Origin of the sequence: Porifericola rhodea, assembly GCF_030506305.1 — a bacterium.
Classification (GTDB): Bacteria; Bacteroidota; Bacteroidia; order Cytophagales; family Cyclobacteriaceae; genus Catalinimonas; species Catalinimonas rhodea.
Map to the genome: position 1 here is coordinate 4394177 of NZ_CP119421.1, position 21830 is coordinate 4416006.

Annotated in this window: 18 protein-coding genes; 7 read left to right on the forward strand and 11 right to left on the reverse strand. The window is 41.0% G+C overall.

What is annotated here, in order from left to right; translation table 11 throughout:
- Nucleotides 1–26 precede the first annotated feature (26 nt).
- The 10 genes from PZB74_RS18040 to PZB74_RS18085 all read right to left on the reverse strand — a co-directional run bounded on the left by PZB74_RS18040 (nt 27) and on the right by PZB74_RS18085 (nt 11409).
- On the reverse strand, nt 27–1052 hold the full coding sequence (locus tag PZB74_RS18040) for a LacI family DNA-binding transcriptional regulator (RefSeq protein ID WP_302238563.1): 1026 nt from the start codon (nt 1050–1052) through the stop codon (nt 27–29).
- A gap of 88 nt (nt 1053–1140) precedes the next feature.
- Entirely contained in the window at nt 1141–2169 is a 1029-nt protein-coding gene (locus PZB74_RS18045; protein ID WP_302238564.1) for a Gfo/Idh/MocA family protein, read from the reverse strand.
- A complete protein-coding gene (locus PZB74_RS18050) occupies nt 2169–3449 on the reverse strand; it encodes an MFS transporter (RefSeq protein ID WP_302238565.1) in 1281 nt (426 codons plus the stop codon). The genes PZB74_RS18045 and PZB74_RS18050 overlap by 1 nt, the downstream gene beginning before the upstream one ends.
- Nucleotides 3442–4848, reverse strand: coding sequence for a four-carbon acid sugar kinase family protein (locus tag PZB74_RS18055; protein ID WP_302238566.1), 1407 nt, complete (start codon nt 4846–4848; stop codon nt 3442–3444). The genes PZB74_RS18050 and PZB74_RS18055 overlap by 8 nt, the downstream gene beginning before the upstream one ends.
- Before the next feature lie 49 nt (nt 4849–4897).
- On the reverse strand, nt 4898–5524 hold the full coding sequence (locus PZB74_RS18060; protein WP_302238567.1) for a cyclase family protein: 627 nt from the start codon (nt 5522–5524) through the stop codon (nt 4898–4900).
- The gene (locus tag PZB74_RS18065; protein WP_302238568.1) at nt 5524–6591 is read right to left on the reverse strand and encodes a tartrate dehydrogenase; all 1068 of its coding nucleotides are present in this window, start codon (nt 6589–6591) and stop codon (nt 5524–5526) included. The genes PZB74_RS18060 and PZB74_RS18065 overlap by 1 nt, the downstream gene beginning before the upstream one ends.
- Nucleotides 6592–6610: 19 nt before the next feature.
- Entirely contained in the window at nt 6611–9187 is a 2577-nt protein-coding gene (locus PZB74_RS18070) for a DUF5060 domain-containing protein (RefSeq protein WP_302238569.1), read from the reverse strand.
- 411 nt (nt 9188–9598) lie between these two features.
- Entirely contained in the window at nt 9599–10576 is a 978-nt protein-coding gene (locus PZB74_RS18075; protein ID WP_367281483.1) for an IS3 family transposase, read from the reverse strand.
- Nucleotides 10564–10938 carry a hypothetical protein gene (locus PZB74_RS18080; RefSeq protein ID WP_302238511.1) on the reverse strand — a complete coding sequence of 125 codons (375 nt, stop codon included), beginning with the start codon at nt 10936–10938 and terminating at the stop codon, nt 10564–10566. Before PZB74_RS18080 ends, PZB74_RS18075 begins: the two co-directional genes overlap by 13 nt.
- Before the next feature lie 357 nt (nt 10939–11295).
- Complete coding sequence (locus tag PZB74_RS18085; RefSeq protein ID WP_436837113.1) at nt 11296–11409, reverse strand: transposase; 114 nt, start codon at nt 11407–11409, stop codon at nt 11296–11298.
- A 313-nt stretch (nt 11410–11722) separates the two neighbouring features.
- Between PZB74_RS18085 and PZB74_RS18090 the strand changes: the two genes are divergently transcribed.
- Nucleotides 11723–12097: a hypothetical protein gene (locus tag PZB74_RS18090; protein ID WP_302238511.1), complete on the forward strand. Its 375-nt coding sequence runs from the start codon at nt 11723–11725 to the stop codon at nt 12095–12097.
- A gap of 50 nt (nt 12098–12147) precedes the next feature.
- Complete coding sequence (locus PZB74_RS18095; protein WP_302242836.1) at nt 12148–13062, forward strand: IS3 family transposase; 915 nt, start codon at nt 12148–12150, stop codon at nt 13060–13062.
- Between the two features lie 157 nt (nt 13063–13219).
- On the opposite strand, the gene PZB74_RS18100 is transcribed toward PZB74_RS18095, so the two are convergent.
- Nucleotides 13220–14290 (reverse strand): methyltransferase, encoded by a 1071-nt coding sequence (locus tag PZB74_RS18100; protein WP_302238570.1) that lies wholly within the window; start codon nt 14288–14290, stop codon nt 13220–13222.
- Nucleotides 14291–14519: 229 nt separating this feature from the next.
- On the opposite strand from PZB74_RS18100, the gene PZB74_RS18105 reads away from it, so the two are divergent.
- From PZB74_RS18105 to PZB74_RS18125, 5 genes are all read left to right on the forward strand, one after another.
- Nucleotides 14520–16055: a sulfatase family protein gene (locus PZB74_RS18105; protein ID WP_302238571.1), complete on the forward strand. Its 1536-nt coding sequence runs from the start codon at nt 14520–14522 to the stop codon at nt 16053–16055.
- A gap of 81 nt (nt 16056–16136) precedes the next feature.
- Nucleotides 16137–16598, forward strand: coding sequence for a Fur family transcriptional regulator (locus tag PZB74_RS18110; RefSeq protein WP_302238572.1), 462 nt, complete (start codon nt 16137–16139; stop codon nt 16596–16598).
- Between the two features lie 10 nt (nt 16599–16608).
- Nucleotides 16609–19032, forward strand: coding sequence for a TonB-dependent receptor (locus PZB74_RS18115; protein WP_302238573.1), 2424 nt, complete (start codon nt 16609–16611; stop codon nt 19030–19032).
- A gap of 201 nt (nt 19033–19233) precedes the next feature.
- Nucleotides 19234–20979 carry a GMC oxidoreductase gene (locus tag PZB74_RS18120; protein WP_302238574.1) on the forward strand — a complete coding sequence of 582 codons (1746 nt, stop codon included), beginning with the start codon at nt 19234–19236 and terminating at the stop codon, nt 20977–20979.
- A gap of 10 nt (nt 20980–20989) precedes the next feature.
- Nucleotides 20990–21655, forward strand: a complete 666-nt coding sequence (locus PZB74_RS18125) for a gluconate 2-dehydrogenase subunit 3 family protein (RefSeq protein WP_302238575.1) — start codon at nt 20990–20992, stop codon at nt 21653–21655.
- The last annotated feature ends 175 nt before the right edge of the window (nt 21656–21830 follow it).

Genomic DNA, 21830 nt, shown 5'->3' on the forward strand with positions numbered 1-21830 from the left:
CAAATATGTAAAATGATTTATGGTTATCAGTTAGTTGGACTTTTTTGTAACACTCGCAGGGAAGCTCTTTTAATAATCTGTACTGGCATCACTACTTTTTGTGAGGGAGCGTCAGGCTTCTCTAGTTTATAAAAGAATAGCTCTGCCGCTTTTTGCCCCATCAGATATGGTGTCTGATCTACAGTAGCTAATTGAGGTTCTACAATTGTAGTTACCGGGTCATTGTTAAAACCCATCACAGAAATATCGTTAGGAATATTTAAGCCTTTAGCTTTTAAGGCTCGGATGGCAGCAATGGCCAGGCGATCGCTTACAGCAAATATTGCATCAGGAATTTCGCTTTTTTTAAGCATATCCAGCGTATTCTGGTAAGCGCTATCCTCGCTATAATCACAATGAAATATTAAGTCGTGCCTTGCTTGTTTATCATACGAAGATAACGCCTTATAATAGCCCTCAATACGTTGGTTTGAGATGTGTATAGCTTGAGGCCCAGCCAATATTGCTATGCGCTCACAACCTGACTGTATAAGAGTGCTTACAGCTTTTTGCGCGGCTTCAACATTGTCTATTACTACTTTGGGGGTGTCTAGTGCTTCACACTCACGGTTGAAAAATATAAGCGGTATTTTTTTTTGTAAAATATCCTTGAAGTGACCATAGTCTTTTGTTTGCCCAGCCAAAGAGACGATGACCCCATCTACACGGCTGGTGGTTAGTGATTTTGTATTGGCGACTTCTCTTTCGTAAGACTCTTCCGACTGACAAATAATTATGTTGTATCCTTCACGTATGGCTACAGACTCAATACCGCTAATTGCAGAAGCATAAAAGGGATAGCTGATTTTAGGAACAATAACTCCAATATTTTTGCTCCGCTGCATTCTTAGATTTAAAGCCAGAGGGTTGGGCTGAAAATCCAGCTCACGAGCCAGCTTTAGTACCGCGGCTTTAGTTGTAGAGGCTATTTTTGGATGGTCGTGTAGGGCTCTGCTAACTGTAGACGGTGATATATTAAGCCTTCTGGCTAATTCTTTAAGTGTTACCTGCATTATTAAGTTGTTGTCTATTCTACAGTGAATATAAGTGTTTTGCAGATTTACACTAAGAAAGTATATGTCTTATATCTATTGCCAGCCTTTAGTAGATATGTACTTTGCACCCTTTTTTAGAAGAGCTGTAGATAGCTTCCTGTACGTTTAGTGTTTTAAGATAATCTTTACCATCAGTTTCAAAGGGACGTTGCTGCATGAGGGCCTCTACAAAATGGAGTTGGGTAAAATAACAGCAGTCTCCGGCAAAACCAGTTGGGTAGTGCTGATACATATGTTCTCTTTCTTTATGCCCTAACTTTTGAATGCTAATCTTACCATCGTGGTACAAACGAATACTACCTGCATTGCCTTCTACCAGAAATTCGCCAAAGGTATAACGGGGATTGTCATGATTACTTTCATTATAACGGTTGGCATCCCATAGTCCCTGAGCACCACTTTCAAACTCAAAAAATAACATTGCAGCATCCTCTCCGGCAATTAGTGGGTTTAGCTTGCGAAGGCTTGCATATACACTTTTGATTTCGCCAGCTAAAAAGCGGAAGGTATCTATATAATGAACACCGGTTTCAAAGACCAATAGGCGAGGCATCTCTCTAAAGTAAGGCTGTCGGTCCAGGTAGGCATTCTCACCCCAACCGTCACCCATGCGCGAACGAAAGTTAAGTGTGTGCAGGGCATAACCTATTTCGCCATGTTCTACTAATTTTTTGATTTCTCTATGCCAGGGCTGAAAACGAAAGTTCTCATGTACCATAAAACGAACGGACGACTGCTCTGATAGCCTGACAATATTTTTAGCTTCTTCAAAACTAGGTGCTAGTGGTTTCTGGCATATTACATGTGTTTTATGTGCAAAGGCTACTTTGCATATTGCTTCGTGGGTTGCAGGTGGAGTAATAATATCTACGAAGTCTGCTTTTTCTTCAGCGAACATTTCTTCATAATCATAATATACTTTAGGTATATCATAACGATCAGCTACCTCTTTAGCCCTCTCTAAATTATGATCGCATACTGCGATTATTTTTACATGGGGTATTTTTTGCCAGGCCTCATAGTGGAACAGACTGAAATATCCTGCTCCTACACACATACCTTGTAATATACTCATCAATAGGTTTCTAAACTTTTATCTGATTTCATAAACATCCATAACAATATCGCCAGTAAGTTAAGACCAGTACCTACATAGAAAAAGGGCTCTACTGAGCCAGTCCACGATTGCAGATAAGGGAATGCTAATGCAGTTAAAAATGAACCTATATTACCGGCCATATTCATTGTGCCAGATACGGCTCCCGCGTTTTCTTTGCCAATATCCACGGTAAAAGACCAGGAAGGGCTTAGGGTCATATCTGCACCAAAAATAGCTATACTTAAGCAGGCTATTGCCGTAAAGGGCGTATCCATATAAATGCTGCTAAACAGGCCTATACTCGCTAAAGCAAAACCTGTGATTGCTGGTAACCTTCTGGACTTTTGCCAGTTTCCTTTTTTGTAAATGTGGTCTACCCACCAGCCTGAAAACCAGTTACCAAAGGCACCAAAAACCAATGGTGCAGAGGAGTATACGCCAGCTTGCAGTGTATCCAGATCGTATTCGCTTTTAAGGTGAGGGAACAGCCAGGTAAGGCAAAAGAAAAAAGTAAAATTGCTGCAAAAGTACTGCCCCATTGCCAGCCACATGTTTTTAGAGCCGAACAATAATGTGGCGTCTAATTTTCGTGCATTTTGTTTCTTTAGCTGTTCGTTGCTTTCAGTAGCCTGCCGATTTGCAATAATATATTGTTTTTCTTCTTCGGATAGGCCTGCGTGGCATACAGGATCGTCACGAAAAAGCAGGTACCAGGCGACTGCCCAGGCTATTCCAATAACTCCCAGTATCAAGAAACTCATACGCCAGCCAAAAGTAATAATGAGCCAGGCAACAAAGGGTAGTGCAAAAGCAGCACCTAGCCTTGACCCGGAAAAATTAATACCTGTTACCAGTCCACGTTCTTTAAGAGGTATCCATGAATAGACTGCCCGAGAAATGCCGGGGAAGGCACCAGCTTCACCTGCTCCAAATAGAAATCTTACGATGAGCATAGAAGCAAAATTCCAAACGGCTCCGGTTAGTGCCGTAAAAACGGACCAAAAACTAACTACAGCAGTTAGTACCCTTCGTGGGCCTAATCTGTCTGCGAGTAAGCCTCCGGGTGTTTGAAAGAGCGCATACCCCAGCGCAAATACCGAAAGTATCCAGCCCATCTGCTTGTCGTCAAATCCTAATTCATGAGCGATAGGTTCTTTAGCTACCGAGATGCATACCCGGTCTATGTAAAGTAGCAGTGCCAGTAGAAATGTACCCAGTACCATCAAATGCCTTCCTGCGATAATGGGCTTAGGCATAATGCCTCCTTTCCAGATTAATCACCATTTGTGACAACGCCTGATCATCGCCCACATTACCCGGAAAAATAATGTATCGCATACCCGGATACTTACTTTCTTTACCCAGCTGCCATACGGGTACGCCTGCAATAATCTGACCTAGCACCATAGCCTTTTTTACCTGCAAAGCCTTAGTGGCCAGGTCGCTGGAGGTGATACCCCCCTTAGCAATCAGGTAACGAGGTTCAATGCTTTGTAGCTTTATGATTTGAGTCAGTGCTTCTGATACTTCATTGCCAATTTTTAAACTACTGGCTTTATCATCTCCACTTACAAGTTGGCGGCTGGTATAAAGAACCACATCTTTACCTTCTTGTAGATTTGTATCAATCTGCTGTATAAAATAATGAATAAGAGCAGACCGATCATTGCTTTGAAGAAGCTCCTCAACTTTAAACTCCAAGCTGGTGATATTTTTGATTTGAAGCAGAGTACGAAGCTGTGCAGTGGTTTTTGGCACGTAAGACCCCACTACTACCAGCCCTCCATGTGTATTATGTTGAGCAATATCCTGTACAGAAAGTAATGGGCGTGAACTTAAACCTCCCAGAGCTGCCACAAAGGAGGCTGCTGTACGATATAAAATCTCTCTTTTACTCCTGAGTGCAGCTAGAGCAAACTTTTGTAAATCATATGTAGCAATGGCATTTAAGATACAATTCGTCTTAGCAGGCAAGGCTTCTATTATTTGTACCAGTTGCTCAATTGTACTAGTACGAAGCGTGTCTATGCTGAAAGAATAAACTTTATCAGCTTTGACAACCTTATTTGTTTTCTCCTCAACCCACTCTTTTAGATCAGAAGCCTGGTAGCCAAAGGTTTTATCCTGAGCAAATGGGGTGTCTCCTGTAGGTATCAGTCGTTCTGCTTCCTCTACATAATGTATATCCTGATAGGTGTAGCGGCCACCTTCAAAAAATGCAGGGGCAATTACTTTGAGTGCACCTTGCTTATCCATACTATCCAGCAAAGCATCTACTTCCCCAGGGTAATGCCCTCTAAGGGTAGAATCACTTCTGCTGATTATGATAAAATCTCTACCTGTATGTGCCGCTGCCTTCAAAATATGTTTACCGATCAAATGGGCAAGATCTGTTGCTTTGTCCTGGTAAAGGCTGCGCGAATTTGTCAGAATGTAAAATAGGGGAGTATGCGCTTCAAATTCCTTAGTAATTACTTCAGGAGTCCATTCGGTAAGCACAGGTACATCATAAACGGTTTGGGTTCCAGTAGGGTCATCGTCCAAAACAATGACTGTTTTATCAGTCTCAAGCAGTTGCTGACGAATTTGAAGTAATAAATTTTCTTCGGGAATAGGAGGTGCTTCCTTCTGTACATTTTCTAAGCTTAGTGTCATTTTAGGTTGTTGTATCGTGTTTCCTTATTGAAGAGTCTGTGCAGAAAGTTTACTCTTCTATTGCAATTACCCGGGCTGGAGCGCCATCACCATTCTTTATTTTTAGTGGCAGGGCAATCAAGTGAACAGTTTCCTGACTGATTTTTTCTAAATTGATTAAGCCCTCAATAATAATGACACCACCTCCCAGCAAGACTTGATGTATAAGAGTAAGTTCTTCCAGCTCATTAACATTCGCTACGGATGGTGGCTCTACGCCTAACATTTTTACTTTATTGTCTACACACCATTGCGCTAACTCTTCTGATATTCTGGGTAACTCATCTCTGAAAGTACTTGTACCAATATGTTTACTCCATCCGCTAGCCAAAAGTAGGCTGTCGCCAGCTTGAAATTTTTGGCGTATTTGTCCTAAGTCTGCTACTTTAATTTCTTGCTGAGCAGAGATATTATTGAGTCTTACAAGCCAGGCTTTGCCCATAAATTTTTCTGGAGGGATTTGATCTATACGCTGATTGCTAACTCCAAAATGATAGGGGGCATCCATATGAGTACCGGCATGAGAGTAAAGCTCTAAAGTGCTGGCATTCCAGCCATCCTTCTCCAGAGATTTTGCCGGACGTATGCTTACGCCCGGCATGTCAGATTCATAGCTTTTTGTAAGGTCAATAATCATCAGACTGATACGGCTTGCATATGTTCAATTACATAATCTGCAATCTGGTCAGTTTTAGCACTACCTCCTAAATCAGTAGTAAGCATACCAGCCTGAGTAGTTGCTTCAATCCCTTTGAAGATATCTTGCGCAGCAGCAGATTCACCCAGGTGGTTCAGCATTAAAGCCCCCGACCAGATAGCGCCTATAGGGTTCGCAATATTTTTACCTGCTATATCTGGCGCTGAGCCATGAATAGGCTCAAACATAGACGGAAAATCTTTTTCTGGATTAATGTTTCCACTTGGACCTAAACCCAAGCTTCCCATAATAGCACCACCAAGATCGCTAAGTATGTCACCAATCATATTGGTGGTAACTATGACGTCAAATACTTCAGGCTTTAAAACAAAGCTGGCAGATGCGTTATCTACATACATTTTGTTATAGGTAACATCAGGATATTGTTGGGCGACTTCTTCAATTACACGATCCCAATAAGCCAGGCTATTGATCAGTGTATTTGATTTGGTAACATTAGTAACCTTTTTGCGTCTGGTCTGGGCCAGTTTAAATGAATAATGGGCAATTCTTTCAATTCCTGCTCGGGTAAACACACTGGTGTCTGTTGCTAAACCGTAAGGGCTCTCCGGATGAATAATCTTACCATTCTGCACAAACTCTCCTTCGTTATTTTCCCGTATCACTACAAAGTCTATGTCCTTTTCTCCTTTATAGCGCAGTGGACTGGGTATACCCGGCAGCAACTTTACCGGACGGTAGTTTACATATTGTTTAAAAGTGGTACGTACTTTAAAGGTATATAGCATAGCCGGTAAAGTATCATCTACCTCGGGATCACCTACTGCACCAAAATAGATCGCATCATAAGTTTTCAGGATATCTAAACCATCATCGGGCAAAAAGTGTCCGTGCTCTTTGTAATAGCCAGCACCCCAGGGGTAGCTATCAGATTGGAGTGAAAATTTATGTTTTTGTGCAGCAGCTTTAAGCACTTTCCATCCAGCGGGAACTATTTCTTTGCCAATTCCATCACCAGGGACTACTGCTATTTTGTAATTTTTCATCGCTATCTCATTTATTAATTTATTGCTTTTTTACCATCACCAGCCAATCTTCTTCAGCTTCAGCAGGAGGGGAGCCCAATTCTACCATTCCGCCACCTTTTACTTTTTTCACTTTTCCTTTTCTTAGTTTACCTCCTGTGCGAGGATTAAACCACATCACCTCAAATGTGCCATCTGCTGCTGTCAGGTCTAAACTGCTGGTTTTCGTATAGCCTAGATAGACTAAGTACAAGTCGTTTTCTTTAGCCAGGCAATACTTGTCTTTTTCATTAGCTTCGTTACCAATAAGCTTATTATGATTATTCATTTCCCAGAAAGGAATCTCATACTCTTTAAAGAAATTAAGTGCTATGCGGCAATAGTCCCATGACTGATCACGGCTTCTAAAGTCTTCAGCTACGAGGTCGTTTTCGGGCAGACTGTAGCCAAAATAGTATTCTACACCAGCACCACCGGCCATTAGGTTTGCCCATAGCGTTTGTTTGCGAATATCATGAAGATCATAATTAATACTGGATTCGTCAAAGCCTGGATAATCAGGATCTGGCGGCACACCTTCTTTAGCAGAACCCTGTTCGTCATTGGCTACTACCCAAGGCTTTCCTGCTTTGGCGGAAGCTTCTAACCACTGCAAAGTTCTTTTGTGTACATGATTCCAGCTATTTTGTAAGGAAGCGCCTGTAATTTCTGACTTAGTGCCGAGTAAATGTGGGTATACATCGTCCTGCTTATCGGGATAGGTATGTATTACAATATTGTGCTTGTATGGGTCCAGTTCAGAGATATACTGAGCCATAGCAATTCTTTGTTCTGTAGTTTGTGTATTTTCTTCTCCCAGGTTCCAGTTGAGTGCCAGTAAATAACCAAAGCGAGCTATCATTTCTCTGAGGTAGAGCCTTCTTTCAGGACCGAGCTCACCACCATCAAGTGATTCTTTTACAATCTCAGCTTTGCTGTGTCCTTTAATATTGTCATCATTTTCAGTCTCCTGCAACTTAAAGTGTAAGTATAATCCTCGGGACTGAGCATATTCAAACACTTTCTGCCACTGGTCTAACTTTGAGCAATCGTAATGATATTTTAAGTCACGTTCTACAAATGGCCATATGTTGTCACCATCACCTCCTGCATTGTAAGTTAGAAATGAAAAGGCATTTAAACCCTTGGAAGATAAATAGTTAAGTGCACCCACTAAACCTTGTCCTTTACCATTCTTCCAGCTTAGGTCACCTTCCTTCCAGTCGCTGATATGTTTTTCAAATTTCTTAAGAGGTACATTTTTTTTGAGTGCTTTTGTATTGTCAAAATCTGCAAATGCCAGAAGTGTTTCTGGCGCATCTGAACCAGCTTTTAGAAAGTACTCTTTGCTTCCCTGAAATTGTAAATGGTGTTTACCTACATACTCCAACCGACCTTTTGACCGAAAGTCTTGACCATTTTTATCTGATTCTACGATTTTAAAGCTACCTTTTTTACCATGATATGGAGCTAAAGGCTTGCTCCAGGGCAGATCTATCAAAGCTGCCATCTTACCTTTGGTAAAAGAGATTTCGTAATCCCACCTTCCAATTTTATCCGGTGAAACATGCGCACGCCAGTGTGTGCCTTTTTCTGCACTACTCTCTGCTGCATGGCCATCTGCTGCGAAGTATCCAGGTACAGTATAGCTAGGTGAGCCAGACTCATGTGTAAATGTGACACGCATGTTATAATCTGTAAAGGGATTAACACTCTCATCACGCTCCGTAGCGAAGGGCCCATCCAGATTTAGAGTTACTTTATGCCATTGCTTAAGTTCTCCAGAAATACTGATTTCACCGGTGCCATCTGTTCTATCTGAAGTTGTCCCTTCAGAGGCAAGAAAAGCAGGAGGGAGGCTACCGCTTTTAAGCTGTGCTGTTGGTCCGTGATCTTGTTCCGGGCGAAAATGTTTATCTCTTACCAGCATCCATTTGTCAAATTCAAAACCATCTTCTCTCATGCTAAACATAATCTCGTGTTCTCCGGCTTTGTCAATATCCAGATAGATCTGCATAGGAACACCAGTGTGAACTTCCTCAGTGCGTTGCTTATTATCCCAAAACCATTGGTTTTTAGCAGTCCACTGCATTCTTTGACCATGATCTGGCCATTGGCCATCTAGGCCTACGTGTAATCCATTATCCTCGGTTCCGGTAGAGAAACAGCGCACCCAAACATAATATCGCCCAGGCTTATTTATATGTACTTTATAGTGAAGCACAGCCATTGCACCAGCTTCATTTGTAAAATTTTCCTTTTGAATCAGAGGATCGTCATGCGTACTACGAGTGTCGGGCAGTAGTTCAAGGTACGCATTGTTACTAGCACCGTTGAGATGAGCCTCATCAGGATCTTGTAAGTCGGGTTTGCTGTTATTTGTACTAATGATATACCATTGCCGTACGTCGTTAAGGCTTTGTTTGAAAAAATGCTCAGCTTCCACAGCAAGGACGCCGTTTTTTTCTTCAAAAACTACTTTTTCGTTAAGCAGGGGCTGTGCATTAATCAGGCATTGGGCCAAAACAGTAAGGCACAATACAGCCACTAACTTTTTACTAAAATTGGGAAAAGACATGTAGTATTAGGTTGTTGTATTATTAGAATTATTAAACTTAAACCTGCTGAAATTGAAGCTGTTAAAGTCTAATGTGAGGATAAAATTATGAACAAAATTCATTTCTCAAAGCGCAGGAAAAGATCAGCAGAGCGTTTTGAGCGATGCAAAGGTTTGAATTGAGCACAGAGGCAGAAATATTTTTTCAGATTTTTTTTCTTGAGAATAAGCTTGCACAGATATGCGCTGTATTTATTATGTACAAAAATATAGAGCGACTATTCCAGATAAGGAAAGCTTTAAGGGGGGGCATGTATAATTCAATTTTAACAGTCTTTTGAATTATTTCAGATATCCCTATTTTAGCAGTTTTTAATGATAGGAAGCAGCTTTGTTAAGCTTATAAACCGCAATAATTTAGGTCTTGTCCGGCTAGGTGTCCGCAGGTTGGCAGTAAGATTGGTAAAGTTTAAGGTCTACGGGGAATAAGATTTTTTCAAGATAACGTTTTTGGCTCACAGCGGGGTGAGTTCGGTTGTATTTTTGCCAATGCTTCTTCAATGGCCCACTTCTCTTGTGAGCCTGCTGTGGAGTTAGATAATCCAGACTGAGGTGCGGCCGTTGATGATTATATATCTGAATGCTCTTAGCTACGTGTTTGAGAGCGGCTGAAAAAGAAAGATAGTTTCCCCTTACCAATTCATCTTTGAGGATACCATTCACCCGCTCGGCTAGCCCATTTTCGTAGGAGCCATGCGTCATGGAGATAGTAATTTTGTTTCTCTTTAGAAGCCGCGTATAGGCATGACAACAATATTGTAATCCCCGATCCGAGTGGTGAGTTAACGAATGGGTAGTAGAATCAGGTAGCTGCTTCAAGGCCATTTTCAGAGCGTCTAAGGGTCCGATGGCGTGCATCGTAGGTTGCAAAGACCAACCTATGATTTTGCGGGAGTATGCATCTGTAATCAAACTGAGATAATTAAACCTACTACCGGTTCTCAGATAAGTCATATCCGAAACCCAGAGTTGATGAGGCTGTTTAGGTTGGATATCCGCAGCTAAATTTGGATACTTAAATAAATAGTGGTGAGATTCAGTAGTAAAAGCTTTCCGCTTTCTCTTTACTGCAAGCATACTGTGAGTACGCAATAGGCTAAACAGTTTATCACGGCCCATATTAATGTGATGCTGGCTAAAGAAAGGAGTAAGTAGGTAGTAGAGTTTTCGAACACCTATGTTGGGCATATCTTTCCGAATCCGGCTTACTTCCCTTAAAACCAGATGATCTCTAGCACAATCGTGTTTTTGCCGTTGAGCTGCTTTATAATAAGCAGAACGCGTAATCCCAGCCAGGCGGCAGAGTAAACTAATAGAAGCAAAAGGTGCTCGTCGGTTTACTTTGGTGATGGCTGAGAACCGGGCTTTTTTCGCACTGGAATCCTATATTCATCTTCAGCAATATTAATCATCGTATCCAACAACTCATTTTTGAGTTCAGCTTCACGCAGGGCTTTTTGAGTATCCTTCAGCTTTTTTTCAAGCTGTTTGATACGGTCCTGTTCAGAAGCATCCTTTTTAGATTTCATGGTAGGAAGAATATAGGGTTCGACATAGTTTTGCTTATACCAGCGGATCCACCGCCTTACAAAGATACGGGAAACGTGATACTTGTGGGCAGCCTCCTGTTCGGTCAATAAGTTGATGATGACCTCTTGAGCGACGATTCGTCTAAAACAAGAGCGATAATGTTTCTTTTTGGAGTTTTTCATAAGGGGTTGATTTTAAGTGTTTCTTACAACCCCTGTGGACACTTTTTAGGATGTGAGTATATGTTATATAATTGACATTATGTTAAGTAAAGACATTGGATTACTCACAAATCTGTTTGAACCCTGCTCCTCGCAACTATAATAGGATTTTCAAATTTCAACTAACTTTCTTTAAAAGAAATTTTAAGGAAGTAGCTGCTAATTAAATTCAATCAAGATCAGATTATTAAATAACTGTAGTAGCTACAGCATGTTGTTAACTTATCGTTAAAATTGTCTTAATCACTACGCAAGCTAACCAGTGCGTCACTCATCTGGCTGGCAGTCGCTTCTTATACTTTCTGCATAAACCCAACTTCATTTCCAGTTCCAATTGTAAAAGGTGCCTTTATAGATACCAAGCTTCCTGCAGATGTCTTCTGCTTTTCGGTCTTGTTCATTTTCTTTCAGAGCCTTGATGATCTGGCACATGGCAGTTTTAACTTTCTAGTTTGTTCATTTTTAAACTGTCCTATTTTCAACTGAAGCAGTACAAATACTGAATCGTGCTTCCCTCCAATCAACATGACAATCCAAACCTAGTCTTTAAGAAGTTTTAGTCATTTCGTTCAGTACCTCCACCAATGCCTTCTGTTTTTACAATACTTTCTGTGCTGTTTTTCTATATCATTTGCCACTTCATTTGTTAATCTTATTACTTAACATAACTATGATTATATAACATATACTCACGTCCTAAAAAGTGTCCACAGGGGTTGTAAGAAACACTTAAAATCAACCCCTTATGAAAAACTCCAAAAAGAAACATTATCGCTCTTGTTTTAGACGAATCGTCGCTCAAGAGGTCATCATCAACTTATTGACCGAACAGGAGGCTGCCCACAAGTATCACGTTTCCCGTATCTTTGTAAGGCGGTGGATCCGCTGGTATAAGCAAAACTATGTCGAACCCTATATTCTTCCTACCATGAAATCTAAAAAGGATGCTTCTGAACAGGACCGTATCAAACAGCTTGAAAAAAAGCTGAAGGATACTCAAAAAGCCCTGCGTGAAGCTGAACTCAAAAATGAGTTGTTGGATACGATGATTAATATTGCTGAAGATGAATATAGGATTCCAGTGCGAAAAAAGCCCGGTTCTCAGCCATCACCAAAGTAAACCGACGAGCACCTTTTGCTTCTATTAGTTTACTCTGCCGCCTGGCTGGGATTACGCGTTCTGCTTATTATAAAGCAGCTCAACGGCAAAAACACGATTGTGCTAGAGATCATCTGGTTTTAAGGGAAGTAAGCCGGATTCGGAAAGATATGCCCAACATAGGTGTTCGAAAACTCTACTACCTACTTACTCCTTTCTTTAGCCAGCATCACATTAATATGGGCCGTGATAAACTGTTTAGCCTATTGCGTACTCACAGTATGCTTGCAGTAAAGAGAAAGCGGAAAGCTTTTACTACTGAATCTCACCACTATTTATTTAAGTATCCAAATTTAGCTGCGGATATCCAACCTAAACAGCCTCATCAACTCTGGGTTTCGGATATGACTTATCTGAGAACCGGTAGTAGGTTTAATTATCTCAGTTTGATTACAGATGCATACTCCCGCAAAATCATAGGTTGGTCTTTGCAACCTACGATGCACGCCATCGGACCCTTAGACGCTCTGAAAATGGCCTTGAAGCAGCTACCTGATTCTACTACCCATTCGTTAACTCACCACTCGGATCGGGGATTACAATATTGTTGTCATGCCTATACGCGGCTTCTAAAGAGAAACAAAATTACTATCTCCATGACGCATGGCTCCTACGAAAATGGGCTAGCCGAGCGGGTGAATGGTATCCTCAAAGATGAATTGGTAAGGGGAAACTATCTTTCTTTTTCAGCCGCTCTCAAACACGTAGCTAAGAGCATTCAGATATATAATCATCAACGGCCGCACCTCAGTCTGGATTATCTAACTCCACAGCAGGCTCACAAGAGAAGTGGGCCATTGAAGAAGCATTGGCAAAAATACAACCGAACTCACCCCGCTGTGAGCCAAAAACGTTATCTTGAAAAAATCTTATTCCCCGTAGACCTTAAACTTTACCAATCTTACTGCCAACCTGCGGACACCTAGCCGGACAAGACCTATTTTTCATATTAACTTAACAACTACAGATACATTTCTGATAAATCTTGTGCTTTGCAATTGGCTATGAGATAAACCACATAAAAAACTCGTGACTAATGAAGGCACGAGTTTAAGTTATAAATCTAAAGAGAGAGTAAATATGCTATTTATAGGCAATAGCAGCACTTGTAGGCCCGGCCAGGGGTATCATTGTGGTAGAGGAAAAACCTACTTTCTTTGCCCAAATATCAAAATCGGCCAAAGTATAATCAAAGCCCTGACCAGTTTCTATAAGCATATTCAGACTCATCATAAGACCAAACAGGTTTTCTTTACGTTCACGATCTATAATGTTCTCAATAGCTACAAATACTCCTCCTTTTTTTACTGCATTATAAGCACTCTTCATAAGCTTAAGTTTCTGTTCTTCATTCCAATCGTGCAATATATTACCCATGATAACGACATCTGCTTCTGGAATAGGATCACGAAAGAAGTTTCCACTTTTTAGGCTTACTTTACCTTCCATGTCAAACTTGGAGATAGTTTTACTAGCGATAGGCTCAACTTCCGGTAAATCAAAACTGACACATTTAATATGCGGATTGTGTTTAGCGACCATTACTGACAATAGTCCGCTAGCTCCTCCCACATCGGTAAGCGAGGTATACTTACTAAAATCAAATTTTTTGGCAAAAGCAATAAAGTTTCCAATCTGAAGGCTGTTCATAGCTCTTAGAAAATCACTAAGGCGGTCTGCATCATTGTACAATGCAGAAAAAATATCTTCATTTTCTTTCGCCTCATTTTGTGGTTTTCCACTGGTAAGACCTTGCTCCAGGTTACCCCAGAAATGATAAAGTCGCTGATTCATCATCTTGAGCATACCTCCAACGTAAGAGTTTTTCTTTTTGTCCAGAAACATCTCTGAGTGCTCGGTATTAGAGTACTTGGCACTCTCCAACAAGCCTTTTCTTTTGAGAAAACCAAGTGCGACCAGAGCGTCCAGATAATCAAAGACCTGTCGGTCTGCACACTGAAACTGTAGTTTTTTCTTGACATCTGCCGCGCTAAGTGATTGCTGCTCAGAAAGTAGTGTAAATAAGTCAAAATGTACTGCGGACAAAAGCACTTTTGAAGCCCAGAAACCAGTACCAATCTGCATAATTTTTACTGGCGCTGTCTCATGGCTCATGCTGTGTTCAGCATATTCTTCCTGTGTTTGGGTTTGCATAGTTCATCAGGTTAAGTTGTTATCGTTAGTCATACTGCGGCTTAATAGCGGCAATTAATTCATTTGGGTAAAATCAATATAATCATTTTTAGCTGATTTAAAGGTTTTCTATCAGCATGAATTTTAACTTTTCAGGAAGTCATATAAGCATTAATTTCTGCAAGCTAAGAGGTAGTATTCATTTGTGATAACCCATAAATTGCTATTTCTAAGATAACCTAAAACACCTATGAATTACTATAAAACACTCTTTACAATCAGCTTATTATTAATGTTTGTTGTATCTAGCCCAGCGTTAGCTCAGAACAAAGCTCATCCAAATATTATCTACATACTGGCAGATGATTTGGGCTATGGAGATGTGGGTGCTTTTAATGAAGAAAGCAAAATTAAGACACCACATCTGGATCTGCTGGCTGCAGAAGGAATGATATTTACCGATGCTCATACTTCATCATCAGTTTGTACACCTACTCGTTACGGAATACTTACAGGGAGATACAACTGGAGGTCAGAACTCAAAGAAGGTGTACTTTGGGGCGAGTCTGAGGCTTTAATACCTACTGAGAGAACTACAGTAGCATCCTTACTGCAAAATCAAGGTTATCATACTGCATTTATTGGAAAGTGGCATCTGGGATGGAATTTTACTAAAGATAAAGAAGGTAATATTGATTTTGAGGGCAAGGTAACGCATACACCCAATGATCTGGGCTTTAATTATGCGTATGGACATAATGGCTCTCTAGATATGCCTCCGTATGTATATGTTGAGAATGGAAAAGTGACTGCTATTCCTACAGAAACGACAGTTAACACTGATTTTCAGGGATTTTGGAGAAAAGGGCTAACTGCACCTGACTTCGTTCATCAAGAAGTGACTCCTCATTTTTTTGAGAAAGCTAAAGCTTATATACAAGAAAGAAGCAAAACTAATCAGCCATTCTTTCTTTACCTTCCCCTACCCTCTCCCCACACTCCAGTGCTTCCTGATCAAAAATGGTTGGGAAAAAGCGGACTTAATCCTTATGCCGACTTTGTAATGATGATAGATGACTATGTAGGAGACTTGTTACAAAGCGTAAAAACAAATGGTCTGGAGAATAATACTATTGTCATCTTTACCTCTGATAACGGATGTTCTCCCAGGGCAAAATTTGATGAGTTGAAAAGTAAAGGCCACAATCCATCCTACAAGTTCAGAGGCCATAAGGCAGATATTTTTGAAGGCGGTCACCGAGTTCCTTTTATTGTAAAATGGCCTGCCCAGATTAAAGCCGGACAAAGTAGTGACGAAATTATCTGTACTACGGACCTAATGGCCACTTGTGCAGCAATTGTAGATTATAAACTCAGAGATCATGAAGGTGAAGACAGCTATAATCTACTTCCGCTATTAAAAGGTAAAAAATTAAAAAATCCACTTAGAGAAGCAACTGTTCACCACTCCATTAATGGTAGTTTTGCTATTAGACAAGGAGACTGGAAGCTCATTATGTGTCCTGACTCCGGTGGATGGAGCGAACCTAAGCCCAACACAGATGCAAGTTCTTCATTAGCAGAAGTACAACTGTATCATCTGAAAGATGACATTGCAGAAACTAACAATCTGGAGGCTCAATATCCTGAAAAAGTAGCTGAACTTAAAAGCTTACTGAATCAATATATACAAGCAGGAAGAAGTACGCCAGGAAAAAAACAGCAAAATGAAGGCAATGCAGAATGGAAACATTTGTGGTGGTTAAGCAGCCATACTGCTAACTAAAATGTATTTGCAGGAATCTAATACATAAAAATATGGTTAGAGTAAATATGCAACATAATTGCATATTTACTACCTTGCGATATGAATGAAAGTATACTTGAAGACCTTCTGCATGAGCATAAGCTACGCATAACCAAATGCCGTACGGATATTATAAGCTTTTTTCTGAAATCAGACTGTGCTTTATCTGCTAAAATTCTGGAAAAAGAACTCTCACAGTATGACAGAGTTACAATTTATCGCACCTTAAACTCATTTATAGATAAGCACATTCTGCACCCCATTCCCAGCGACGGTGGAGCAGCACTCTACGGCTTTTCAGATACTATTCGTAAAAGTATAGCCTCTACACCCTATCAGAAAGATGATTCAGATTTAAATGGTATACATGAAGAGCATATCCACTTTACCTGCCATGCCTGTGGTAAAACATTGTGCCTGCACGAACAGTCCATTCCAAAAGTAAAACTCCCGGACGGTTATCAGGTTAATGAAGTAGAAATGGTAATTAAAGGCTACTGTCAATCTTGTAGCCCCTCCTAATATTTTTAAGGTGAACAAATTTTTATTTTTTGTACTGGTTGGCTTATGGCCTGTTTTACTTCTTGCCCAAAACACATCAATAGAAACTGATACTTGCAATTATAAGGTTGAAGGATTTGTACTGGACCTTAGTACCAATAATCCTCTACCCTATGCCAGCGTACAGGTTCAATATGCTCAAAAAGGAACAACTGCTGACCAAAATGGATACTTTCAGATTAAAGGACTTTGCCGAAAAGAGTTTGACCTGATAGTCAGCTTTGTAGGATACAAGACAGCCATTCATCACCACGATACCTACCATCAGGCTCCGAAAATCTTTCTGGCTCCTGATAGCCTTACTCTGGAAAGTGTTACAATAGAGGGTGACCAACTGGAAGGTCAGCTATTCTCTGGTACGGTACGGCAAATGAATACACGCACTTTAGAAGAAAGTAAAAACCTTTCATTAGGCGACATGGCAAGTAGCTTCAGTGGTGTATCTGTTCTCAAAACCGGACAAAATGTAGTGAAACCTGTTATACACGGATTACACAGTAATAGAGTATTAATAGTGAACAATGATGTAAGACACGAATTTCAGAATTGGGGGGTAGAACATGCGCCAGAGATTGACCCTTCCATGATTGATAATATGAGTGTGGTTAAAGGAGCAGCGACTGTAAAGTATGGTCCGGATGCGCTTGGAGGAGTCTTAGTTATTAACCCAAACCCTTTAGATTTATTAATACCATTGAATGGAGAACTAAACCTCTCTGCAAACACAAATGGACGGGCAGGTGATGGACATATACGGCTACATAAGGGGTTTCATAAACTCAGTGTTCAAGCCCAGGCAGCTTATACTCACCAGGGAGATTTACAGAGCCCGGACTATGTACTTAGCAATACCGGAAAAAGAGAAAAAAGTCTCTCGCTTGGCACACGTTACCACTGGAAAAATCTGGATTTATATGCGTACTATAGCCATTTTGATCAGGAACTGGGCATACTGAGAGGCTCTGTTGCAGGAAACCTTGAAGATCTGGCACTGGCAATAGAAAGTAAAAAACCTCTGCTTACTTCTAAATTTACTTATGACATCAATAATCCCCGGCAGGTAGTTAGCCATGATGTGTTTAAACTTAAAGGAGTACTTAGCAGAGTAAATCAGTCCCTGGAAGTAGTTTATGCACTACAAAACAATCATCGCCAGGAATTTGACGTTCGCCGAGGTATCAATAACGAAAGCCCAGCCATAGATCTTGAGTTATTATCACATAGCCTGGACCTTGAATGGCAGCATCCCTCTTTACGGGATTGGGATGGAAGCCTGGGTATACAGTTGGTTTATCAGGATAATAATAACTTACCGGGCACTAATACGATACCCTTTGTACCTAACTATAATACTTATCGTGCAGGTGTATACCTAATAGAGAGCAAAGTAATACACGAAAATCGTATTGAATGGGGCCTTAGGTATGATTTTCAGACTAATTCTATCCGTGCTCGCGCTACTAATAATGATGTGTACAGAAACGAACTTGTGTACCAAAACCTTAGTGCTACTATGGGCATTGTAAAACCCCTGGCCGAAGGGCATATATTTAGAAGTAATATTGGTACTGCATGGAGGCCCCCTAATGTTTCTGAGCTTTATAGCTTCGGAAAACATCAGGCTTCTGTAGATTACGGATTATGGAGGTATACCATACTGGAAAATGGTCAGGCACAGACTACCGATGGTATATTGTCAGAAAAGGAGAAGGCTGTACCTTCAGAAGTAGGTTTTAAATGGATCAATACTTACGAGCTAAATACCGATCAATTTTATGGCGAGGCTACGGTTTATGCTAATTATATCATGGACTTTCTATACACCAGACCTTCTGGTATTGTACAAACCGTAAGAGGAGCATTCCCTTTCTTTGTATATGATCAATCCGATGCTTTGTTTGCCGGACTTGATGCCAGTCTTTCTCATCAGCATACAAGCAATATAAATTCAGAACTGAAATTCAGTTATGTATGGGCAAAAAACCTGAGCGAAGATGCCTTTTTTGTTGGCATTCCCCCCATCAATGTACAGTATGAGTTCAGGCAAGATATTCCAAGTTTTTCAGTATTTGATAATTTTAGTTGGTACGCACGTTTAGATTATACCTTCAGGCAGTTTCAGTCTCCTCCTACCATCTCAGTAAGGCAGATTCTGGAAGCAGAGGATGAGCAGAACATATTCGCCGAAAATAAAGCTGGTTTTGATTTTATAGAAGCTCCAGACGCTTACCTATTGGCTCATGTAGGTATGGAAGGACAGTTTCAGCGCTATACTATTCGTTTGAGAGTGTCTAACCTACTCAATACTTCTTATAGAACATACACTGACCGTTTGCGCTATTTTGCAGACGAACTCGGGCGAAGTTTTGAGTTACAGATCAATTATCAATTCTAGAAATTTAGTACTGACAGTAACACTTAAGAAGTTTACACAGGTAGTTGAAAAGTAACTCACAGATACGTCAACAAAACAGGAGATAATTAACTAACGATAAATTCCTGTTTAATTCATTTTTATTCTAAACAATACAGATTTGACTCATTGAGTTGTAAGCTAAAGAAAGCTTATCTAATTTATCGCAAAAAATACAGCTCAATGCAGATTAAAGAAAGTCCTAAAACCTACGACGTATGTATAGTAGGTTCTGGTGCCGGCGGTGGAATGGCTGCGAAAACGCTTGCCGAAGCCGGTGCTACCGTTGCCCTTCTGGAAGCAGGCCCCATGTTTGACTCCGCAGTTGGCGATATGTTTAAATGGCCTTATCAGTCGCCTCGTCGTGGAGCCCCGACTCATCGTCCTTTTGGAGAGTTTGACGCCGCCTACGGAGGTTGGGAGATTGATGGAGAACCATATACTCGCGCAGCAGGCACTCAGTTTGACTGGTTTCGTTCGCGTATGCTGGGTGGTAGAACTAACCACTTCGGAAGAATTTCGCTTCGTTTTGGTCCTAAAGATTTTAAGCGCAAGAGTGTGGACGGTCTGGGCGATGACTGGCCTATCTCTTATGAAGACATTAAACCTTATTACGACCGAATTGACAAAATGATCGGTGTATTTGGGGTAAACTTTGACCGTAGCCTGGGTCTGGATAACGAACCAGATGGTTTCTTTCTTCCCCCTCCTACTCCTCGTGCCTATGAGCTCATGGTAAAAAAGAACTGCGATAAGTTAGACATACCGGTAGTACCTTCCCGCCTGTCTATACTTACACGTCCTTTGGGTAAAAGACCTGCCTGTCATTACTGTTCGCAGTGTAATCGTGGCTGCTCCACTCACTCCAATTTTTCATCACCTTCTGTTTTACTTCCTCCTGCCCTGGAAACCGGTAATGTAACCCTCATTACCAATGCTATGGCCAGAGAAGTACTAACTGATGAAGAAGGCCTGGCTACCGGTGTTTCTTATGTGAGTAAAGATGATAACATGGAGTATACCATCAGGGCAAAAACAGTAGTACTTGCTGCCAGTGCCTGTGAAACCGCACGCCTGATGCTTAACTCAAAATCTTCTCGCTACCCTAATGGATTAGGCAACTCAAGTGGTATGGTAGGTAAGTACCTGATGGACTCTACAGGTGGTGATCTTGCTGGTATTTTTCCTCAGATGATGGATGGCATTCCATATAATGAAGATGGTGTTGGAGGAATGCACATGTATATGCCCTGGTGGATAGATAACCAAAAAGCTAAGCTTGACTTTCCACGGGGCTACCATATAGAAATTTGGGGAGGTAGAAACATGCCTTCTTATGGATTTTTGGGCGGTATCCATAACTACAATGCGAAATTTGGTAACCGTGATGGTAGCCAGAGACCTAATGGAGGCGGCGGTTACGGAGCGCAGCTTAAAGATGACTACCGCCGCTTTTATGGTGCTATGGTCGGCTTTAGCGGGCGTGGTGAGCCAGTAGCCCTAGAAAGTAACTATTGTGAGATTGATCCTAATGTGGTGGATAAATGGGGTATTCCTGTTCTTCGCTTCAATTATGAGTGGAGTGAACATGAAATTCTACAGGCCAAACATATGCAGGATACCTTTGAGGAAATTATAGAAACTATGGGTGGCAAGCTATTGTGGAATAAGGCAGGTGCCGATAGTAATTATGGCATACACGCTCCGGGTAGAATTATTCATGAAGTGGGGGTAGCACGTATGGGTAAAGATGCCAAAAAAGCACCAGTAAACGAGTACTGCCAGTCACATGACTGCAAAAACCTCTTTGTTGCTGATGGTTCTTCATTTGTGTCTATGGCCGATAAAAACCCTACCTGGACTATTTTAGCACTATCGCTAAGAACCTCAGAATATATTATTGATCAGAAAAAGAAAGGCAACATCTAAAATATTTCTCATGGATAAGCAAAATAATGGTATGAATCGCCGTACCTCTCTAAAGTACATGGGAGGTGCTGCTGCCTCTCTTGCCAGCCTCAGTTGGGTGGGTTGCGATAGCCCTGAAGATACCCAAGAAGCTCACGAACATAAGCACGAAACCAGTGACGAACTAAAAATCAGTGAGGAAGATCAAAAGCTTATGGATCAGCAATTCTTTACTGAGCATGAAATGCAGACAGTAACAGTGCTGGCTAACCTTATCATTCCTGCTGATGATCGTTCTGGAAATGCATCAGGTGCTGGCGTACCTGAGTTTATAGAATTTATGATGAAAGATCAGCCCTGGCACCAGACCGGTATGCGAGGCGGCCTGCGCTGGTTAGATATAGAAAGTCAGCGTCAGTTTCAATCTAAATTTATAGAGCTGAGTGAAAAGCAGCAGAAACAACTTTTAGACCAAATCGCGTATCCGGAAGTGGCTGACCCAAGAATGAGTCAGGGGGTAAATTTCTTTAACAATTTCAGAGATTTTGTAGCTACCGGGTTCTTTACCAGTAAAATGGGTATTGACGATCTGGAGTACAAAGGCAACACTGCTAATGTCTGGAAAGGTAGTCCTCCCGAAGTACTGGAACGACTTGGAGTAAGTTATGATGATGTCAGTGGATGGGATTTCGCTTAAGCGAGACATCTTTTTTAGATTAGGCCTTAACGCCTAAATAAGATAATTAGAGGTCAAGAGAATGTATTTCTTTTGGCCTTTTATTATTTTACTATGTTTCTCTTTGCTAAGACTAAGCATAAATTTTTATAAATTATGCTTCTACACTACCACTTACCCTATTCTTTTATGAAGC

Excerpts from the sequence above, each read along its gene's own strand:
- PZB74_RS18040 (WP_302238563.1), bottom strand. The coding sequence starts at position 1,052 with ATGCAGGTAACACTTAAAGAATTAGCCAGAAGGCTTAATATATCACCG.
- PZB74_RS18045 (WP_302238564.1), bottom strand. The coding sequence starts at position 2,169 with ATGAGTATATTACAAGGTATGTGTGTAGGAGCAGGATATTTCAGTCTG.
- PZB74_RS18050 (WP_302238565.1), bottom strand. The coding sequence starts at position 3,449 with ATGCCTAAGCCCATTATCGCAGGAAGGCATTTGATGGTACTGGGTACA.
- PZB74_RS18055 (WP_302238566.1), bottom strand. The coding sequence starts at position 4,848 with ATGACACTAAGCTTAGAAAATGTACAGAAGGAAGCACCTCCTATTCCC.
- PZB74_RS18060 (WP_302238567.1), bottom strand. The coding sequence starts at position 5,524 with ATGATTATTGACCTTACAAAAAGCTATGAATCTGACATGCCGGGCGTA.
- PZB74_RS18065 (WP_302238568.1), bottom strand. The coding sequence starts at position 6,591 with ATGAAAAATTACAAAATAGCAGTAGTCCCTGGTGATGGAATTGGCAAA.
- PZB74_RS18070 (WP_302238569.1), bottom strand. The coding sequence starts at position 9,187 with ATGTCTTTTCCCAATTTTAGTAAAAAGTTAGTGGCTGTATTGTGCCTT.
- PZB74_RS18080 (WP_302238511.1), bottom strand. The coding sequence starts at position 10,938 with ATGAAAAACTCCAAAAAGAAACATTATCGCTCTTGTTTTAGACGAATC.
- PZB74_RS18085 (WP_436837113.1), bottom strand. The coding sequence starts at position 11,409 with ATGTGCCAGATCATCAAGGCTCTGAAAGAAAATGAACAAGACCGAAAA.
- PZB74_RS18090 (WP_302238511.1), top strand. The coding sequence starts at position 11,723 with ATGAAAAACTCCAAAAAGAAACATTATCGCTCTTGTTTTAGACGAATC.
- PZB74_RS18100 (WP_302238570.1), bottom strand. The coding sequence starts at position 14,290 with ATGCAAACCCAAACACAGGAAGAATATGCTGAACACAGCATGAGCCAT.
- PZB74_RS18105 (WP_302238571.1), top strand. The coding sequence starts at position 14,520 with ATGAATTACTATAAAACACTCTTTACAATCAGCTTATTATTAATGTTT.
- PZB74_RS18110 (WP_302238572.1), top strand. The coding sequence starts at position 16,137 with ATGAATGAAAGTATACTTGAAGACCTTCTGCATGAGCATAAGCTACGC.
- PZB74_RS18120 (WP_302238574.1), top strand. The coding sequence starts at position 19,234 with ATGCAGATTAAAGAAAGTCCTAAAACCTACGACGTATGTATAGTAGGT.
- PZB74_RS18125 (WP_302238575.1), top strand. The coding sequence starts at position 20,990 with ATGGATAAGCAAAATAATGGTATGAATCGCCGTACCTCTCTAAAGTAC.